The organism is Pseudodesulfovibrio sp. JC047 (assembly GCF_010468615.1).
GTDB lineage: Bacteria > Desulfobacterota > Desulfovibrionia > Desulfovibrionales > Desulfovibrionaceae > Pseudodesulfovibrio.
Map to the genome: position 1 here is coordinate 76,048 of NZ_WUEH01000008.1, position 16,597 is coordinate 92,644.

The window sequence follows — 16,597 nt, forward strand, 5'->3', positions numbered from 1 at the left end:
TTACCGACCGGCGTGCTTGATGCCGAGAATGTCGAGTTCCGTCTCGGAAAGACCGACGCCTCGCAGTTTGTCACGGTTGCCTCGCAGTGATTCAATGGAGTTCAATCCCATGCCGCCAAGCATTTCCTCGATTTCGTGGCCCCAGGCCCGGATCAGATTTGTCAGCTTTTTTGCCGCAATATCGGGATTTTGCCGTTTGGACAGTTTGGGATCGTTTGTCGCGATACCCCAGGGACATTTGCCGGTATAACAGCGACCGCAAATGGTGCATCCGACCGCGATCAGCGTGGCTGTTCCGATATAGACCGCATCCGCGCCGAGAGCGATGGCCTTGACCACGTCGCCGGAACACCGGATGCCACCGGCCGCCACGATCGAAACATTGTTCCGAATACCTTCGTCACGAAGTCGCTGATCGACTTGGGCCAGAGCGAGTTCAATGGGAATGCCCACGTTGTCGCGGATCATGGCTGGTGCCGCGCCCGTCCCGCCGCGCATACCATCAACAGTGATGATGTCTGCCCCAGCTCGGGCAATACCTGAAGCAATGGCGGCAACATTATGAACCGCCGCGATCTTGACCGAAATTGGCACCTTGTATTCAGATGCTTCTTTCAATGCGTAAATCAGCTGAAGCAGGTCTTCAATGGAATAAATATCGTGATGTGGGGCTGGTGAAATTGCGTCCGAACCAATGGGAACCATTCGAGTTTCAGACACCATGTCATTAATTTTTTCACCCGGCAAATGCCCGCCGATCCCCGGCTTTGCCCCTTGGCCAACCTTGATTTCAATACCGGCACCGGCTTTGAGGTAGTCGAGGTGAACGCCGAAACGTCCAGATGCGACCTGCACGATCGTATTCTTGCCATATTTATATAAGGACTTGTGCAGCCCCCCTTCTCCGGTGTTGTAAGCAGTCCCTGTTTCGGTGGCCGCACGGGCCATGGCGCGGTGCAGATTGAAGTTGATAGCCCCAAAACTCATGGCAGCGAACATGATCGGAATGTCCAATTCAAGCTGCGGTGTAAGTTTGGTGTTGAGCTTGGGCTTGCCGGTTTTTTTATCCGTTGAGATGTCCAGCTTTCTGGGCTTGGCACCCAGAAATGTCTTGAGTTCCATCGGTTCTCGCAGCGGGTCAATCGAAGGATTGGTTACCTGGCTTGCATCCAGTAACATACGGTCCCAATAGACCGGGATATCCACAGGGGACCCCATTCCAGCCAACAAGACGCCGCCGGTGTCAGCCTGTTTGTAAATGTTTTGCAAAAACACTGGCCGCCACAGGTTGTTTGTCCTGAAGTCTGAGCGTTTATTGACAATATTCAGGGCCGCTGTCGGGCACAACGCTTCACATCGATGGCACCCGACACATTTGGTATTGTCATGCATGACCTTTTGTCGGGTTTCATCCCAATAATGCGCTTCATACGAGCATTGTCGGACACAGACTTTGCAATTGATGCACAGGTCCTTATCCCGTTCAATACTAAATTCATGATAGTTCTTGTTGATAGGCTGAAAAAGCAAAACTGACACCTCTTTGCGTTTTTGCCAAAAAAGTCATTCTGCGAACTGGCTGACTTGAAGTTGGCTTCGAACTTTTCACAATTCAGGGAAATCAAAGCTTCCTCTGAAGATAAAATATAAAACCACATGCGGTGCTTGTCTGTCAAGAAAAGAGTCAACTAACTGTTTTTATTGTGTTTGTATATAATTGGTAAAGACGAAACCATATTGTCAAGGTGTGAAATTGAGTCTTTTGCTGAAAATTGTTATTTCAAAATGAGCTCTTCCTTGCTCTGCTTGACTTTTTACGGATCTCTTCATAATAAGACAGGCATGAACACATCCAAAAACCGTCTGCGCTTTTTCTTTTTTATGGATTTTCGCTTTTTTAGCGGCGCCTACGGTCTTGGAGTGTCTGTATAATATCATAAAGATATACCACATCACAAACAAGGGCCGTAGGCGATAAGCTTACGGCCCTTATTTGTTGAGTGTCGTGGGTTTAGAACCTGGTCCCAAACACTGAGGGGCATCATCATGATGTTGGGTTTTGGCAGTATCGAGATTGCATTGGCGTTTTGGTTGAGTATAGGCGCAACCGTGTTGTGTGTTGTTTACGGAATTGTCAATTGGAACAATTCTGGCGATTCGACCAAAGTGGTCACTCCCGGGGAGGATACATAGATGGAAGGGAAAATCCTCGGGATTATCGTGTATTTGTGTGTTGTTTTTTTTCTCGGATATCACGCATGGAAACGAACGAAGCAATCGACTGATTACATGCTTGCCGGGCGAGGAATGAATCCATTCGTCTTGGCCATGTCTTATGGAGCAACGTTTGTTTCCACTTCGGCCATTATTGGGTTTGGCGGTGTTTCCGGCATGTTTGGCATGTCATTACTGTGGCTCACATTTTTGACTATATTCGTCGGTATTTTCATTGCCATGGTCTTTTTTGGCAAACGGACACGTCGCATGGGATTAGCGTTGAATGCCCACACGTTCCCGGAACTTTTGGGACGACGGTATCATTCTAAATTCATTCAACAATTTTCCGGCGTTGTCATTTTTGTCTTTATCCCGGTCTATGCTGCGGCAGTCCTTATCGGGATTTCTCGAATGCTTGAAGTCGCTTTTCCTGCGGTGAGCTACGGCGCATGGTTACTCATCGTGACCGCCATCGTCGCCATGTATGTGATTACCGGCGGACTCAAGGCTGTCATGTATACGGATGCCTTTCAGGGGACCATCATGGCCGCGATGATGCTTATTCTGATGGTGACCACCTACTCGATTCTCGGAGGGGTGACCGAAGCCCATCAGGCTTTGACCGATATGATCCATCTTATTCCGACAAAATTGCAACACGGCGGACTGGTGGGGTGGACAACTGGACCGCATCTGCAATCGCCCATTGGACTCACCATCTATACAACGATTATCTATGGCGTTGGCATTGGTGTTTTGGCCCAGCCCCAATTGGCCATTCGATTCATGACTGTGCCGTCTGACAGGGAACTCAATCGGGCGGTGGCGATCGGTGGCGTGTTTATTCTTCTGATGACCGGGGTCGCATTTCTTGCCGGTGCATTGTCCAACGTGGTCTTTTTTAATGAATATGGGAAGACATCCCTTGCCATGGCTGGCGGGAACTTTGACAAGATCATTCCTTTATATATTGATAAGATCATGCCGGGTTGGTTCTCAGGACTCTTCCTGGTTGCCATGTTCGCGGCAGCAATGTCCACGATGAGTTCCCAGTATCATGTCGGGGGAACCTCGCTTTCCCGCGATTTTCTGGAACAACATGTCGCCATTGGCAATAGTGGTTCGTCCATGAAACTCAATCGATTGGGAGTGACTGTAGCGGTTATTGCCACGTTGGTCTGGGCCTGGTTGCTTCCAGGCGGCGTCATTGCCCGTGCCACCGCTTTTTTCTTCGGCCTGTGCGCGGCATCCTTTCTGCCCATCTATCTTTTGGGCTTGTATTGGAAAGGAATGACGAAAATCGCTGCCAAAATCTCCATGGTTGGAGGCTTCATTTTTTCGATGTTCTGGCTTTTGTTCATTCATCTCAAGGAAGCAGGGCCTATCGGACTGTGTCAGGCTTTGACCGGACAGGTTACTTTGGTCGCAAATGCTCCAAGTGGTTCATGGGTGTGGCTGCTGCAATGGGTTGATCCCAATGTCGTGGCTTTGCCAGTGTCACTTGCCTTGGCCATAGGTATCAGTCTTGTGACCCGACGGATGGAACAAAAGCATCTTGATCTCTGTTGGAAAGGATTGCGTTAACATCTGAATAGTAAAAAAAGGAATTGGGTGTCGGCACAATCAATCCGGCACCCTTTTTTTATGAGTAATTGACAGCCGCGCGCATTCCGCACATAAAAAAACATTCACGAACAAAAGGATTGGAAAAAAACATGAAAAAGATCGATGTCAACGTCAAATTCCTGCACCCCGTCTGGGATGAAAACACACTTGCTTACGCAACCGAATATTCCGCCGGACTCGACCTGCGCGCCTGCCTTGAAACCGAAGAGCTTGAAATCGGCCCCGGTGAAAAGGCCGCCATTCCCGCCGGTGTCGCCATAGAGATTCGCGAACCGAGTATTGCCGGATATGTTTTTTCCCGGAGCGGTCTCGGCACCAAGGACGGCTTGACCGTCAGCCAGGGCGTGGGAGTCATTGATCCTGATTATCGTGGAGAAATCAAGGTTTCCCTGCTCAACACCTCGGACAAGGTGCGACGAATCAAGCGCGGACAGCGCATCGCACAGTTGGTGTTCATGCCCATTTTCCAGGCGACCCTTTTCCCTGTTGACGAACTCGGCGACACGGATAGAGGAGCTGGAGGATTCGGGTCTACAGGAAAAAATTAATCCATATCGAGCAAAATAATGAGTTGTACATTCGACGAAATAGTCAAAAAGGAAAACGCCCTTCTCTGTCACACCTATGGCCGGTATCCTCTGGCCCTGTCCAAGGCCAAGGATTGCAGGTTGTATGATTTGGACGGCAATGAATATCGTGATTTTCTTGCCGGGATTGCGGTATGCAGTCTTGGCCACAGTCGTGAAGATTTGGCCGAAGTCATGGCTGAACAGGCCAAAAAAATGGTCCATGTTTCCAATCTGTTCTACCAGGAGCCACAGCTTGAGCTGGCTGAAAAGTTGTTAGGCACCTGCGCTGCCGACAAGGTCTTTTTTTGTAATTCCGGAGCAGAAGCGAATGAAGGCGCCATCAAGTTGGCACGGAAGTACCTGCGAACAGTCAAAAATGAAGATCGGTATGAAATCATCACATTAGAACGGTCCTTCCATGGTCGGACACTGTCCACGCTCACAGCAACGGGACAGACTGGCCCTATCAAGGACGGATTTTCTCCCCTGCCTGAAGGTTTCATTACGGTTCCTTTTGCCAATATGAACGCCTTGCGCGGAGCCATCGGTTCCCACACGGCGGCCATCATGTTGGAAATGGTTCAGGGCGAAGGTGGCGTCCGTCCCTTGCCCGCCGACTATGTCAATGAAGTTGTCCAGTTGTGCAAGGAAAACGGTATCCTTCTTATCGTGGATGAAGTCCAGACCGGCGTGTGTCGGACCGGACGGATGTGGGCGCATCAGCATTACAATATCACGCCTGACATTTTCACGTCAGCCAAGGCTTTGGCCAATGGATTGCCCATGGGGGCCGTGCTCTGCACTGATGAAGTTGCCAAGGGATTCACGCCTGGTTCTCACGCGACCACTTTTGGTGGAGGAGCGGTTGTTTCCGCAGTGGCCTCCAAGGTGCTGGATATCATGCTTGAAGAAAAAATGGCGGAACGAGCATGGGAAATGGGGACATTTGCGGCTGAAGAGGCGCAGAAGATTCAAGCAAAACATCCTGATAAAATCGCGGGAACTCGCGGTCTTGGATTGCTGTTCGGCATTGAATTGACTTTCCCTGGAGCCGAAGTATGGAAAGCGTTGCTTGACCAAAAAATGGTCTGCAATTTGACTCAGGGGAACATCCTGCGGCTGGTTCCGCCGCTTACCATCACCAAAGACGACATCAGAGCCTTCATGGACGTTTTGGATGGCATTTTGCAGTCCGTCACAATCCAGTCGGCTTGACCACCCTCTGTCGAGGGAGTAGCTTCGCACGAACGATAGATCGTCTTATGAAAAGCACATGCAGCCAGTGGCATTTCACGGGCATCAGCGAAATTGCTGAAATGTTTTTTTAAAAGACTTCAACACTCTATAGCATCAACAAGGCCGGGACATGATTCCCGGCCTTGCCGTATACAATCACTGGAGATACACGACATGTCTACCCTTTTAAAAGTTGCATTGACAGTCACTGAAGAACAGGCCGACGAAGCCGAAGGATTTATTTCCACAAAAATTTCACAAGGATGGGAAGAATCCACGACTGAGGCTGGACATCGAATGACCCTGTATCTAGAGGACCACTCTCTTGGCAGGCAGGTCGCCCAGGAATTTCAGACACAATTCCCGGAAGCCACCGTTGCCTGCTCGGAAGAAGAATCACAGAATTGGGTTGACACCTGGAAGGAATTTTTTACCCCGGTTGTGTGTGGTGACACATTCAAGATCTTTCCCCCGTGGCTCAGCGAAAAAGAACAAAACGGTGTGACCCATATCGTCATTGAACCCAAAATGGCTTTCGGAACAGGGCACCACCCCACCACGTCTTTGTGCCTTGGCACCATCGGTACATTGGCGAAAAAAAAGATGATCCATCCGGGACAGACGTTTCTTGATCTCGGGACTGGCTCAGGCATCCTGTCCATCGGGTTGGCCAAGGCTGGGTTGACTGGTTTGGGATTGGACTATGATCCGCTTGCCATTCCTTGTGCCATTGAAAACTTGGAAAATAACGACGTTGCAGATGCCGTGGAAATGGCGGTAGGCACACTCGATTGTCTGGATGAAAAACGACAATTCGATTTGATCGTCGCGAATATTTTATCTGGCCCGCTTATTGACATGGCCCCGAATATCCTGCCCCATATAGCACCAGGCGGGACACTCATCCTGTCTGGAATACTTGCCGAAAAACAATCGGATGCGGTTTCGGAAGTTTATGATCGACGCGGCATAGGTCTGCCGACACGCTTTGTGGACGGAGAATGGGTCTGCCTTGTGTGGAAAAATATCACGAGATAACAACCATGTCGCACGCCAAGATGATTCTGGGAATGTACGAGGCCATGCGAACCGCGCTTGGCGACAGTCATTGGTGGCCGGGCGAAACGCCTTTTGAGATTTCCATTGGTGCCATTTTGACCCAAAATACGAACTGGACAAATGTTGAAAAGGCGATAGACACTCTCAAAGAAGCAGGGGTGATGTCGCCTGAGGCCATACATTCCCTGCCTATCGAGCGTTTTGCCGAATTGATTCGTCCCGCCGGATATTTCAACATCAAGGCTCGGCGTATTTTCAACTTTCTCGACTTCATGAGAGAGGAAGCAGCATATTCCTTTGAAACACTCAAGTCCTTCTCGTTGGATGACCTGCGTCCAAAAATACTGAATATTCATGGAATCGGGCCGGAAACAGCGGACGCGATTCTCTTATACGCCCTTGGATTTCCGACATTTGTCATTGATGCGTACACCGCTCGCATGGTGCTCAGACATGGCCTTGGCTTTGAAGGAATTGATTATTACGAACTGCAATCGCTTTTCATGGACGTTTTGCCGCAAGATGTGGCAGTATACAACGAGTACCATGCGCTTATTGTTCGCGTTGGCAAAAAATGGTGTAAAAAGAAACAGGGGGATTGCGGAACATGCCCCCTGCAACCGTTTCTCGAGTAATCTATCGAATGTATAAGTCTTTTTTCGTTATTTTCTTTTTACTCGTCTTGATTCCGAGTGTGGTCAACGCTCGGGATTCAGAAGAAACCCTGCACGAATCACTCATGCAGGAACATCAGCGTGCTGACGATAATGAAAAAAAAGTGCGGGAATTGACGCGTCGAGCCGGTCAGATTTCGACCCGTATTTCGGGTGTTGAACATGATATCAAATTCCTTCAACGAAAAATACGTTTGCAGGAGACCGCGCTGGAAGCGATCAGAAAAGAGGAACACAAGGCCAGAAAAGACTATTTTGTCCTTGAAGCGCAAAAAAAACAGATTTCCTTTGAACTGTCTGGCCTGATGCACACATTGTGGCCCATCCATCTCCACTCTGCGCAGGGACGTTTCGACGGAGTGGAAAATTGGGCCATGTTTGATCGACGGTTCAACTGGTTGGCAAAAATATACGGTGCGACCAGTGACAAGCTGGATGAAGCTCGCCAAAATGCCGAACACATTGCAGAAAATCTTGAACATCAACAACTCTTGGAAGTCGAGGCTGAAAAACAACTCGCCAGCATCAATAAAAGCAAGGACAGGTTGCTGAAAAACACCTATGCGCTTCGGAAAAATCTGCGGAAAATTCGCAAACAGCGGCAGGATACCGAATCTGAATTGACAGATATTCTTTCAACGATTGAAACATTGAAATATCAGCTGCAATCCCAGAAAACCAAACGATTTTCCGTCTATAAAAGGACACTCCCCTGGCCTGTGCAAGGGCGTTTGGTCTCACGGTTCAACCTGCGGGCAACCCCCCCTATTCGAGGCTTGGGAATCAAGACCTCAGATGGAGCCAACGTTCAGTCCATTTTTTGGGGGAAAGTCGTGCATAATGACACGCTTCGGGGTTTTGGTCATGTGATTATTGTATATCACGGGTATGATTACTATAGTCTTTATGCATATTTATCTGATACGTTTGTTAGAAATGGGCAAGAAGTGGAAAAAGATGAACCCTTGGGGAAAGTCGGTTATTATCCCAAGGCCGATGGGCCGGGATTGTATTTTGAATTGCGTTTTCATCAAAAACCAATTAATCCAAGAAATTGGTTAACCGCTTCATAATGATAGAGGGTTATCCATTTAATATTTAGGACTCCGTTTTTCGGGAGGCTTTCATGCGCGTCACGCTTTGGATCGTTACTTTTTTTCTTCTTTTCACCATGACTATCGCTCCTGCCCCGACCATGGCAGGCCGGGATAACCATTTTGAATCGCTCAAACGGTTTTCCCAGATTTTGGATTTGGTGGAAGGAAATTATGTCAAGCCAATCACTAAAAAAGAACTCATCGACAATTCCATCAAGGGAATGATTGAGCAGCTCGACCCTCATTCCGCGTATCTTTCTGCCGAAGATTTCAAAGAAATGCAGGTTGAAACAGCTGGCAAATTCAGTGGAATCGGTATCGAGATAAGTCAGGATCAAGGACGAATAATTGTCGTTTCTCCAATTGAGGACACTCCGGCATACAAGGCGGGATTGTTGGCGGGAGACATTATCCTTGAAATCAATGAAGAGCCGACACAAGGCATGACGTTGATGGATGCTGTCAAACGGATTCGTGGAGAAAAAGGCACGATCGTCACGCTGCTTATTTTGCACAAGGAATCCAACAAGCCCGTGGAAGTTCCCATTACACGCGGCACGATTCCCATCGTGAACGTCAAGACTCAGTCTCTTGAAGACGGGTATCTCTATTTGCGATTAACGAAATTTCAGGAGTCCTCAACGCGGAACCTTCGTGAAGAAATTGAAAAATATCAGAAAACACACACCCTCAAGGGCATTGTTTTTGATTTGAGAAATAATCCGGGCGGCTTGCTTGGACAGGCCGTTTCCGTGGCTGACACCTTTATTGAAGATGGCACGATCGTGTATATTCAAGGCAAAAATGAAGCCGATCGCAAAGACTTTTATGCCACAAAGAATTCCAATGAAGTCAAGGTGCCGCTGGTCACATTGATCAACGCGGGGTCTGCTTCGGCCTCTGAAATTGTGGCTGGTGCCCTTCAGGACCACAAACGCTCTCTCATCGTGGGCGAACGGTCGTTTGGCAAGGGGTCTGTGCAAACAATTATCCCCATGTCTGACGGGTCCGGCATCAAATTGACGACCGCATTGTACTACACTCCCAGTGGACGTTCCATCCAGGCCACGGGAATCGAGCCGGATTTGCGGATACCCTTCGTGATCCCCAGCACGGACGATGTGTCTGATATGCGTGATCGATTCATGGTCCGCGAGAAAGACCTGAACCGGCATCTGGAAAACGGAACAAAGTCGTCAAAAATCGGCAAGGATGCTGATGCCGAAAAAGCCAAGGAGATGCTCGCTCGAGACAACCAGCTTCGGATGGCATTGGAACTGGTCAAGAGCCTGCCCAAATTGAGAGAGATCAGATAGCCCGGAAAATTAGTATTATGGATGATCAACCTTCCGATAATACAGAAAAAAAGACCGGGTTCGGTAGATTCCTTCGGGGACTCTATCGGCCCGGTCCGCTTGTTGTCTTCTTTTCACTTGCCTTTTTTGGGCTTGTTTCTTTCGGGTATTTTCTGCTGACCGAAAAGACTCCCCCACCGCCAATTATTTCGGCTGTTTCAACAGAGGAAGACGCATCCTTTGTCCATGACGTTGAACAAACGTCAATTCCCAAAGAATTCGAAGAAGAAAGTGCGGAAATGGAAGATTTCGTCAAGCAGGCGGATTTTGCCATTTTAAAGACATTGCGAGAGCAAAAAATTTCGATGCATGATTTGGACTTGGTGGATGTGGAAGTTCGTAAAGAACGGGATCATGTTTACCATTATCAGGTTTTGCAACTTCCCCGTCTCCCTCAAAAAAACAGTTTTTTGGTCACGTTGCGGCGGTATCTTTTTGAACGCCTCCCCGACGCCATTCTGCTTGAGAAAGACGCCAATGAGCTTTGTATCCAGATTAACGGTCTTCCTACGCATCGTCTGGTTTTACGCCCTACTCCTGAAGTCATTGCTCGCCCGAATTCGCAAAAAGCGATTATGGCCATCGTCATAGACGATATTGGAGAAAATTTTGCAGTTCTCAAAGGTTTGTTGCAGCTTGATTTACCGCTGACTTTTGCCGTGTGGCCTCACGCAAGCCATACCAAGGACTCAGTTCACCTCATCACTAAGGCGCAGCATGATCTGCTTATTCATTTCCCAATGGAGCCGCGTGGATATCCAAAAGTCAAACCCGGGGATGACGCATTATTTGTCTCCATGACACCTGAACAAATTCAAAAACAGATTGCTGAAAATGTGCGACAAATTCCCGGTGCCATTGGTACAAACAACCATATGGGGTCTCGATTTACCGCGTTTTCTCCCGGTATGGAAATCGCTTTGAAAGAATTCAAGCGTCGTGGGCTGTTCTTTCTGGATAGCATGACCTCTGGGCAAAGCGTCGGACGTCAAACCGCAACCGATGTTGGTATTCCATTTTATAAACGAGATATTTTTTTAGATAATGTCAAAGACGTAAACGCGATTGTCCATCAGTTGAAAAAAACCGAACGGGTCGCCCTGCGTCGCGGATCAGCCATTGCGATCGGGCACCCATACAAGGCCACTCTTGCCGCCTTGCAAAAATGGCAGGCTGAAAAAAAATCCGCAATTCTTGTTATTCCCCTTTCCCGAATGACACCTCAATAGACATTAAGATTACAAAGAAGAATTTTTTTAAGACAAATTGGACGTTTTTGCAGATTGAACGACACTAAAACAATAATTTAAGATAGTTAACGCAGGAAGTTTATAGTCGTTTTGAAAAAATCATGAAATTTTCTAGAGATTTCTGCTTGGATTTACGGCTTTCTATTGCCTCTGGCGTCACACCCGTGTACAAAATCATTGAAGCAATTTCCCGATTTGACTGAGACAATTTCATATGTCCGGCTCGTTTTTTGCTTGTATATTGAAGGTATTCAAATTTCCGGCACCGCCGGTAAAAAAATGGCCGATTTTCGGCTTTGATGAGGCTTTTTCCAAATGAGCAAAATCCTCGAACAAGATGAAGTTGACGCACTGCTCCGGGGACTTTCCGGTGGGGATGTCGAAACAGAGACAGAGATTCCGGAGGATGAAACCGGAATCGTCGCATTTGATTTGGCAAACCAGGATAGGATCATTCGAGGAAGAATGCCTGTTCTTGAAATTGTCAACGATCGATTCGCTCGTCTATGCACGAATGCGTTGGCCAACACCATGCGCAAACGGGTAGATATCAACCCCATTTCGATCGACATGTCCAAATTCGGCGATTTCATGCGTTCCTTGCCGGTTCCGACATCTATCTCTATTTTCAAGATGGACCCGCTTCGCGGAAACGCCCTGCTGGTCGTTGACTCCCGACTGGTCTTTGCCCTGGTTGAAAATTTTTTTGGTGGTGCGGGAAGTCAACCCAAGGTTGAGGGGCGTGATTTTACCCCCATCGAACAGGCGATCGTTGAACGCGTCGTCAAAATCGCTTTGGCAAATATGGAAGAATCCTGGAAGCCGGTCCACGAAGTACATATCGAGCTGGTGCGGACCGAGGTTAATCCACAATTTGCAGCCATTGTTCCGCCGTCTGACGTTGTCATTGTCGTCACCTTTGAGGTCGAGTTGGAAAACGCCATTGGCTCCCTTATCGTGTGTCTCCCCTATGCGACCATGGAACCTATTCGTTCAAAATTGCACGCGTCTTTCCAGTCTGAACGGCTTGAAGTGGACCATGTCTGGATCAATCGATTCAAAGAACGTCTGATGGAAACGCCAGTGGAAATGGTCGTTCGCATGGGCCGAACATCCATCACAGGGCGGCAGCTGCTTTACCTTCAGGAAGGCGACATCATTCTTTTGGATACGGATGAGGATGAATTGCTTGAAGCGGAAATTGAAGGAATTCGTAAATTTCAAGGACTGCCTGGTCGAGTCAAGGGCAACAAATCTTTTCAAGTCATCAAGGAAGAGGAAATCCGTTTCTAGTTCCTTGTCTCCCAAACAGATACAGGCCGCACCATGCGGCCTTTTTTTTGTTCAATGAACGAAACAGCTTGACTTTGCGCGCTCCAATTGGTCAAATTTTGCCTTAATTTGAGAGAAGGAGCCTGTCTCATGAAAAAAATACTGTTGTCTCTGTTGGCGGTGTTGCTCTGTGCAACAACCGTTTTAGCCGGAAAATCATATACTATTTCAGTGACGCAAATTGTTGAGCATCCGTCCCTCGACGCCATGCGAAAAGGTGTTGCTGACAGACTTGAGGAAAAAGGCATTGATGCCACATTCAATGTCCATATTGCCCAGGGAAATGCAGCAACGAATGTACAAATTATCAGCCAAATCATTGGAGAACAGCCTGACTTGGTTTTGGCAATTGCCACGACGGGAGCACAGGCTGCGGCACAGAAAATTCATGATCGTCCCATCGTGTTTACCGGTGTGACCGATCCAGTGACAGCCGGTTTGGTCAAGGATCTGCAAAATTCAAATGCAACAAACGTAACCGGCATGTCGGATTTCAGTCCGATGGACAAACATGTTGCCTTGATTCAGGAAATTGTTCCGTCCACTCAGGCTATCGGTGTCATTTATAATGCAGGTGAACCGAATTCCGTGGCATCGGTGGGTGCCTTGCGAGAAAATGCGGCCAAGGCCGGGCTCACGGTCGAAGAGGCTACCATTGCGAACTCGAGCGGCGTGTATCAAGCGGCTCAAAGTTTGATCGGACGATGCGATGTCATTTATATCCCAACGGATAATACAGCCATTTCCGCCTTGGAATCCGCTATTAAAGTCTGCACACAAAATCAACTTCCCCTCATTGTTGCAGATGTAGATTCCGTCGCCCGTGGAGCTCTTGCTGCAGTGGCTGTGGATTATTATAAAATGGGACTGCAAACTGGCGATATGGTCGCCCGAATTCTTGTCGATGGGGCAGATCCTTCCAAAATGCCGGTCGAGTTCCTCAATGATCTCAATCTGCACGTGAACACGACGGCCGCAGCATCCATGGGTGTGACCATACCGGACACTGTTTTGAGTCGGGCATCCAAAATTATTGAGTAGTCTCGCATTTGCTTATTTTATCCAATAAGTATAAAAGGCGCGTTGCTCAAACGCGCCTTTTCGTTTCCTGTGGAACAGGAATATTTCTGTTTGGTTCTCGATGAATTGAGGGAAAAAAATGACAAGTTATGCTTTTTTTGGAGCCTTGGAACAAGGATTCGCCTACGGCCTGATGGTCATCGGCGTCTACCTGACATTTCGAGTACTGGACTTCCCGGATCTGACGGTCGATGGCAGCCTGCCTCTTGGGGCCGCAGTGTCTGCGGTTGCGGTCACTTCAGGCTATTCACCGCTTCTTGCGATTCTGATGGCAGCCGGAGCCGGTTTTCTCGCGGGTATGGTGACCGGGATTCTCAACACCAAATTCAAGATACTCCATCTGCTTGCGTCCATTTTGACCATGATTGCGCTGTATTCAATCAATTTGCGTATCATGGGACGTCCAAATATAGCGTTGCTGGGACAGGAAACGGTCGTTGATTGGTTCATGAAATTGACAGGGTTATCCCCCTCCTACTCCAACCCCCTTCTTTTCCTGTGCATCTGTCTGGTGATCGTTTTTATCCTCATCTGGTTCTTACACACAGAGCAGGGATTGGCTTTTTTAGCGACAGGCAACAATATGCAGATGATTACCAGTCAAGGTGTCAACACGGACACGGTCATCATTTTTGGAGTGGGATTGTCCAACGCATTGGTTGCCACCTCCGGCGCACTGGTTGCCCAGAATCAAGGAGCGGCCGATGTGAATATGGGCGTGGGAACCATCATTGCCGGTCTGGCTTCAGTCATCCTTGGTGAAACGATTTTTGGAGATAAAACCATTGGACGCGCGCTTATTGCCGCACTTCTCGGGTCTGCTCTCTATCGAATTGCCATTGGTTTAGCCCTTGGTCTCAAGCTTGGATCATTCTCAATCACACCAAGCGATTTGAATCTTATCACTGCACTCATTGTTGTTGTGGCTTTGGTCTCCCCAAGAATAAAGCGCACATTCCTCGCCAGGAGAGCCGCATGATTACCATAACAGAAATGAATAAGGCCTTTAACAAGGGCGATGTCAATGAGGTGACCGCACTGAAAAAGGTCAACCTTGAAGTGAAAGACGGTGACTTTATCACCATTATCGGTTCAAATGGTGCAGGGAAATCAACATTTCTCAATGCGTTGGCCGGATCATTCCCTATTGATTCCGGCAAAATTATTCTGGGTGAAATCGATATTACCAAATGGCCGGAATATAAACGCGCAAGCCTGATTGGTCGGGTCTTTCAAGATCCGCTGCTGGGAACCTGCGCACACGCGACGATTGAACAGAATCTGGCCTTGGCGAAAAAACGGGGAATCACCAGAGGGCTTTCCCGTGGAGTAAAAAAGTTAGATCGGGAGTTTTTCAAAGAGAAACTGTCCATACTTGGTCTGGGACTCGAAGATCGGCTCAAGGCGCAAACAGGCCTGCTTTCCGGTGGACAACGACAAGCCCTAACCATGCTCATGGCGACATTGGTCCGCCCTCGCCTGCTGCTGCTGGATGAACACACTGCCGCCCTTGATCCGAAAACCGGCAGCATGGTTCTCGAATTGACCAAAGAAATAGTCAGTTCTCAAGGGCTGACCACACTCATGGTCACGCATAACATGCAGCAGGCCATTTCCATGGGAAATCGACTCATCATGTTTCATCGTGGTGAAATCGTCGTGGATATTTGCGGCGAAGAAAAACAAAATCTCAAGGTTGAAGATCTCTTATCGCGTTTCTCGAAGTTGCGTGGTGAAGACGGGGTCTCCGACCGGATGTTGTTGAGCTAGGGGTGCTCGACACCATCTATTGGCAAGAACTGGCAGAATCTGCCAATCTAAATACACATACAAACTGACAAGACGGAGGCTATTATGGCTATCGAACAAACATTTTCCATCATTAAACCCGACGCAGTGGGTCGCGGTCTCATCGCTGAAATTCTCAAAATGATCACTGATTCAGGCCTCAAAATCAAAGGCATGAAAATGATCCACATGGATCGTGCCAAGGCTGAAGGCTTCTACGCCGTTCACAAGGAACGTCCTTTCTTCGGCGAATTAGTTGACTACATGATTTCCGGCCCTGTAGTTGTTTCTTGTCTGGAAGGTGAAAACGCCATCGAAGCATACCGTGCACTGATGGGAGCCACCAACCCTGCCGATGCGGCCGAAGGCACCATTCGTGCCGCGTATGGCCAGAACATCCAGAACAACTCCTGTCACGGTTCCGACGCTGCTGAAACTGCCAAGACAGAGATTGCCTACTTCTTCAATTCTGACGAGCTGGTGGGGTAATGCAACATTCTATCGGGTTCATAGGCGTTGGCAATATGGGGACAGCCATTCTCAAAGGGCTGACCTCGCGTGATGATATCGAACTGCATGGATTCGACCTGCATACGGACAGTCTGGTTCGGGCGAGCAAGGAATATGGATTCGTCGCGCACACAAGCGCACGGGATCTAGTCTTGTCATGCGACTACATCATTGTGGCCGTCAAGCCCCAGCACGCCGAACCCGTGCTCAAGGAAATCGTGGATGCTTTGGACACGTCCAAATGTCTCATTTCCATTTGTGCAGGACTTGCCCTGTCGCAATTCGAGCAATGGACAGAAAACCGATGTGCTGTGGTGCGGGTTATGCCCAACACTCCGGCCTTGGTGAATCAAGGCGTATCAGCTATTTGTCTGGACAACGCCAATCTGTCCAAAACGATGAAAGAATTTGTCCCTGCACTGTTTCAGGGAATCGGTCAGGTCCACGTTTTGCCGGAAAAACAATTCGATGCCTTCACCGGCGTCATTGGTTCCGGCCCGGCCTATGTCTTCTATTTTATGGAAGCAATGATCGAATCCGGTGTCGCACTCGGTCTGACTCGAGTCCAAGCGACCGAGATGGTCGAAGGGCTTTTTCTTGGTTCATCAAAATTGGCTGCCGAAAGTGATCTCCCGATCACACAACTGCGTGAAATGGTCACATCTCCTGCCGGAACAACGGTTCAAGCGCTTATGCACTTTGATCGTCAAGCCGTCAGAGGTGATATCATCGACGGAGTTTTCGAAGCCTATCACCGAAGTATCGAACTCGGTAAAAAGTAATAAAAAAAGGGACTTCAATTGA

General features: G+C 48.4%; 16 protein-coding genes. 15 read left to right on the forward strand and 1 reads right to left on the reverse strand.

What is annotated here, in order from left to right; translation table 11 throughout:
* The gene (locus tag GO013_RS06960) at positions 1-1,530 is read right to left on the reverse strand and encodes a glutamate synthase-related protein (protein ID WP_163809531.1); all 1,530 of its coding nucleotides are present in this window, start codon (positions 1,528-1,530) and stop codon (positions 1-3) included.
* 519 nt (positions 1,531-2,049) lie between these two features.
* Here GO013_RS06960 and GO013_RS17525 point away from each other — a divergent pair.
* From GO013_RS17525 to proC, 15 genes are all read left to right on the forward strand, one after another.
* Positions 2,050-2,193 carry a symporter small accessory protein gene (locus GO013_RS17525; RefSeq protein WP_343219545.1) on the forward strand — a complete coding sequence of 48 codons (144 nt, stop codon included), beginning with the start codon at positions 2,050-2,052 and terminating at the stop codon, positions 2,191-2,193.
* Complete coding sequence (locus GO013_RS06965; RefSeq protein WP_163809532.1) at positions 2,194-3,801, forward strand: sodium:solute symporter family protein; 1,608 nt, start codon at positions 2,194-2,196, stop codon at positions 3,799-3,801.
* Positions 3,802-3,932: 131 nt separating this feature from the next.
* The gene (dut, locus tag GO013_RS06970; protein ID WP_163809534.1) at positions 3,933-4,391 is read left to right on the forward strand and encodes a dUTP diphosphatase; all 459 of its coding nucleotides are present in this window, start codon (positions 3,933-3,935) and stop codon (positions 4,389-4,391) included.
* A gap of 18 nt (positions 4,392-4,409) precedes the next feature.
* On the forward strand, positions 4,410-5,627 hold the full coding sequence (locus tag GO013_RS06975) for an aspartate aminotransferase family protein (RefSeq protein ID WP_163809535.1): 1,218 nt from the start codon (positions 4,410-4,412) through the stop codon (positions 5,625-5,627).
* Positions 5,628-5,822: 195 nt separating this feature from the next.
* Positions 5,823-6,686 (forward strand): 50S ribosomal protein L11 methyltransferase, encoded by an 864-nt coding sequence (locus tag GO013_RS06980; RefSeq protein WP_163809538.1) that lies wholly within the window; start codon positions 5,823-5,825, stop codon positions 6,684-6,686.
* A 5-nt stretch (positions 6,687-6,691) separates the two neighbouring features.
* Complete coding sequence (locus GO013_RS06985; RefSeq protein ID WP_163809540.1) at positions 6,692-7,342, forward strand: endonuclease III domain-containing protein; 651 nt, start codon at positions 6,692-6,694, stop codon at positions 7,340-7,342.
* Between the two features lie 8 nt (positions 7,343-7,350).
* Positions 7,351-8,454 (forward strand): peptidoglycan DD-metalloendopeptidase family protein, encoded by a 1,104-nt coding sequence (locus GO013_RS06990; protein WP_163809542.1) that lies wholly within the window; start codon positions 7,351-7,353, stop codon positions 8,452-8,454.
* Positions 8,455-8,507: 53 nt separating this feature from the next.
* Complete coding sequence (locus tag GO013_RS06995; protein ID WP_163809545.1) at positions 8,508-9,794, forward strand: S41 family peptidase; 1,287 nt, start codon at positions 8,508-8,510, stop codon at positions 9,792-9,794.
* A 278-nt stretch (positions 9,795-10,072) separates the two neighbouring features.
* Entirely contained in the window at positions 10,073-11,062 is a 990-nt protein-coding gene (locus tag GO013_RS07000) for a divergent polysaccharide deacetylase family protein (protein ID WP_239057776.1), read from the forward strand.
* A gap of 336 nt (positions 11,063-11,398) precedes the next feature.
* On the forward strand, positions 11,399-12,376 hold the full coding sequence (gene fliM, locus GO013_RS07005; RefSeq protein WP_163809566.1) for a flagellar motor switch protein FliM: 978 nt from the start codon (positions 11,399-11,401) through the stop codon (positions 12,374-12,376).
* A 129-nt stretch (positions 12,377-12,505) separates the two neighbouring features.
* Positions 12,506-13,456 (forward strand): ABC transporter substrate-binding protein, encoded by a 951-nt coding sequence (locus GO013_RS07010; RefSeq protein WP_163809568.1) that lies wholly within the window; start codon positions 12,506-12,508, stop codon positions 13,454-13,456.
* Between the two features lie 118 nt (positions 13,457-13,574).
* Positions 13,575-14,474 carry an ABC transporter permease gene (locus GO013_RS07015; protein ID WP_163809570.1) on the forward strand — a complete coding sequence of 300 codons (900 nt, stop codon included), beginning with the start codon at positions 13,575-13,577 and terminating at the stop codon, positions 14,472-14,474.
* The gene (locus tag GO013_RS07020) at positions 14,471-15,265 is read left to right on the forward strand and encodes an ATP-binding cassette domain-containing protein (protein ID WP_163809572.1); all 795 of its coding nucleotides are present in this window, start codon (positions 14,471-14,473) and stop codon (positions 15,263-15,265) included. The genes GO013_RS07015 and GO013_RS07020 overlap by 4 nt, the downstream gene beginning before the upstream one ends.
* An 84-nt stretch (positions 15,266-15,349) precedes the next feature.
* A complete protein-coding gene (gene ndk / locus GO013_RS07025) occupies positions 15,350-15,772 on the forward strand; it encodes a nucleoside-diphosphate kinase (RefSeq protein WP_163809574.1) in 423 nt (140 codons plus the stop codon).
* Positions 15,772-16,575, forward strand: coding sequence for a pyrroline-5-carboxylate reductase (gene proC, locus GO013_RS07030; protein ID WP_163809576.1), 804 nt, complete (start codon positions 15,772-15,774; stop codon positions 16,573-16,575). The genes ndk and proC overlap by 1 nt, the downstream gene beginning before the upstream one ends.
* Positions 16,576-16,597: the final 22 nt, after the last annotated feature.

Excerpts from the sequence above, each read along its gene's own strand:
- GO013_RS17525 (WP_343219545.1), top strand. The coding sequence starts at position 2,050 with ATGTTGGGTTTTGGCAGTATCGAGATTGCATTGGCGTTTTGGTTGAGT.
- GO013_RS06965 (WP_163809532.1), top strand. The coding sequence starts at position 2,194 with ATGGAAGGGAAAATCCTCGGGATTATCGTGTATTTGTGTGTTGTTTTT.
- dut (WP_163809534.1), top strand. The coding sequence starts at position 3,933 with ATGAAAAAGATCGATGTCAACGTCAAATTCCTGCACCCCGTCTGGGAT.
- GO013_RS06975 (WP_163809535.1), top strand. The coding sequence starts at position 4,410 with ATGAGTTGTACATTCGACGAAATAGTCAAAAAGGAAAACGCCCTTCTC.
- GO013_RS06980 (WP_163809538.1), top strand. The coding sequence starts at position 5,823 with ATGTCTACCCTTTTAAAAGTTGCATTGACAGTCACTGAAGAACAGGCC.
- GO013_RS06985 (WP_163809540.1), top strand. The coding sequence starts at position 6,692 with ATGTCGCACGCCAAGATGATTCTGGGAATGTACGAGGCCATGCGAACC.
- GO013_RS06990 (WP_163809542.1), top strand. The coding sequence starts at position 7,351 with ATGTATAAGTCTTTTTTCGTTATTTTCTTTTTACTCGTCTTGATTCCG.
- GO013_RS06995 (WP_163809545.1), top strand. The coding sequence starts at position 8,508 with ATGCGCGTCACGCTTTGGATCGTTACTTTTTTTCTTCTTTTCACCATG.
- GO013_RS07000 (WP_239057776.1), top strand. The coding sequence starts at position 10,073 with ATGGAAGATTTCGTCAAGCAGGCGGATTTTGCCATTTTAAAGACATTG.
- fliM (WP_163809566.1), top strand. The coding sequence starts at position 11,399 with ATGAGCAAAATCCTCGAACAAGATGAAGTTGACGCACTGCTCCGGGGA.
- GO013_RS07010 (WP_163809568.1), top strand. The coding sequence starts at position 12,506 with ATGAAAAAAATACTGTTGTCTCTGTTGGCGGTGTTGCTCTGTGCAACA.
- GO013_RS07015 (WP_163809570.1), top strand. The coding sequence starts at position 13,575 with ATGACAAGTTATGCTTTTTTTGGAGCCTTGGAACAAGGATTCGCCTAC.
- GO013_RS07020 (WP_163809572.1), top strand. The coding sequence starts at position 14,471 with ATGATTACCATAACAGAAATGAATAAGGCCTTTAACAAGGGCGATGTC.
- ndk (WP_163809574.1), top strand. The coding sequence starts at position 15,350 with ATGGCTATCGAACAAACATTTTCCATCATTAAACCCGACGCAGTGGGT.
- proC (WP_163809576.1), top strand. The coding sequence starts at position 15,772 with ATGCAACATTCTATCGGGTTCATAGGCGTTGGCAATATGGGGACAGCC.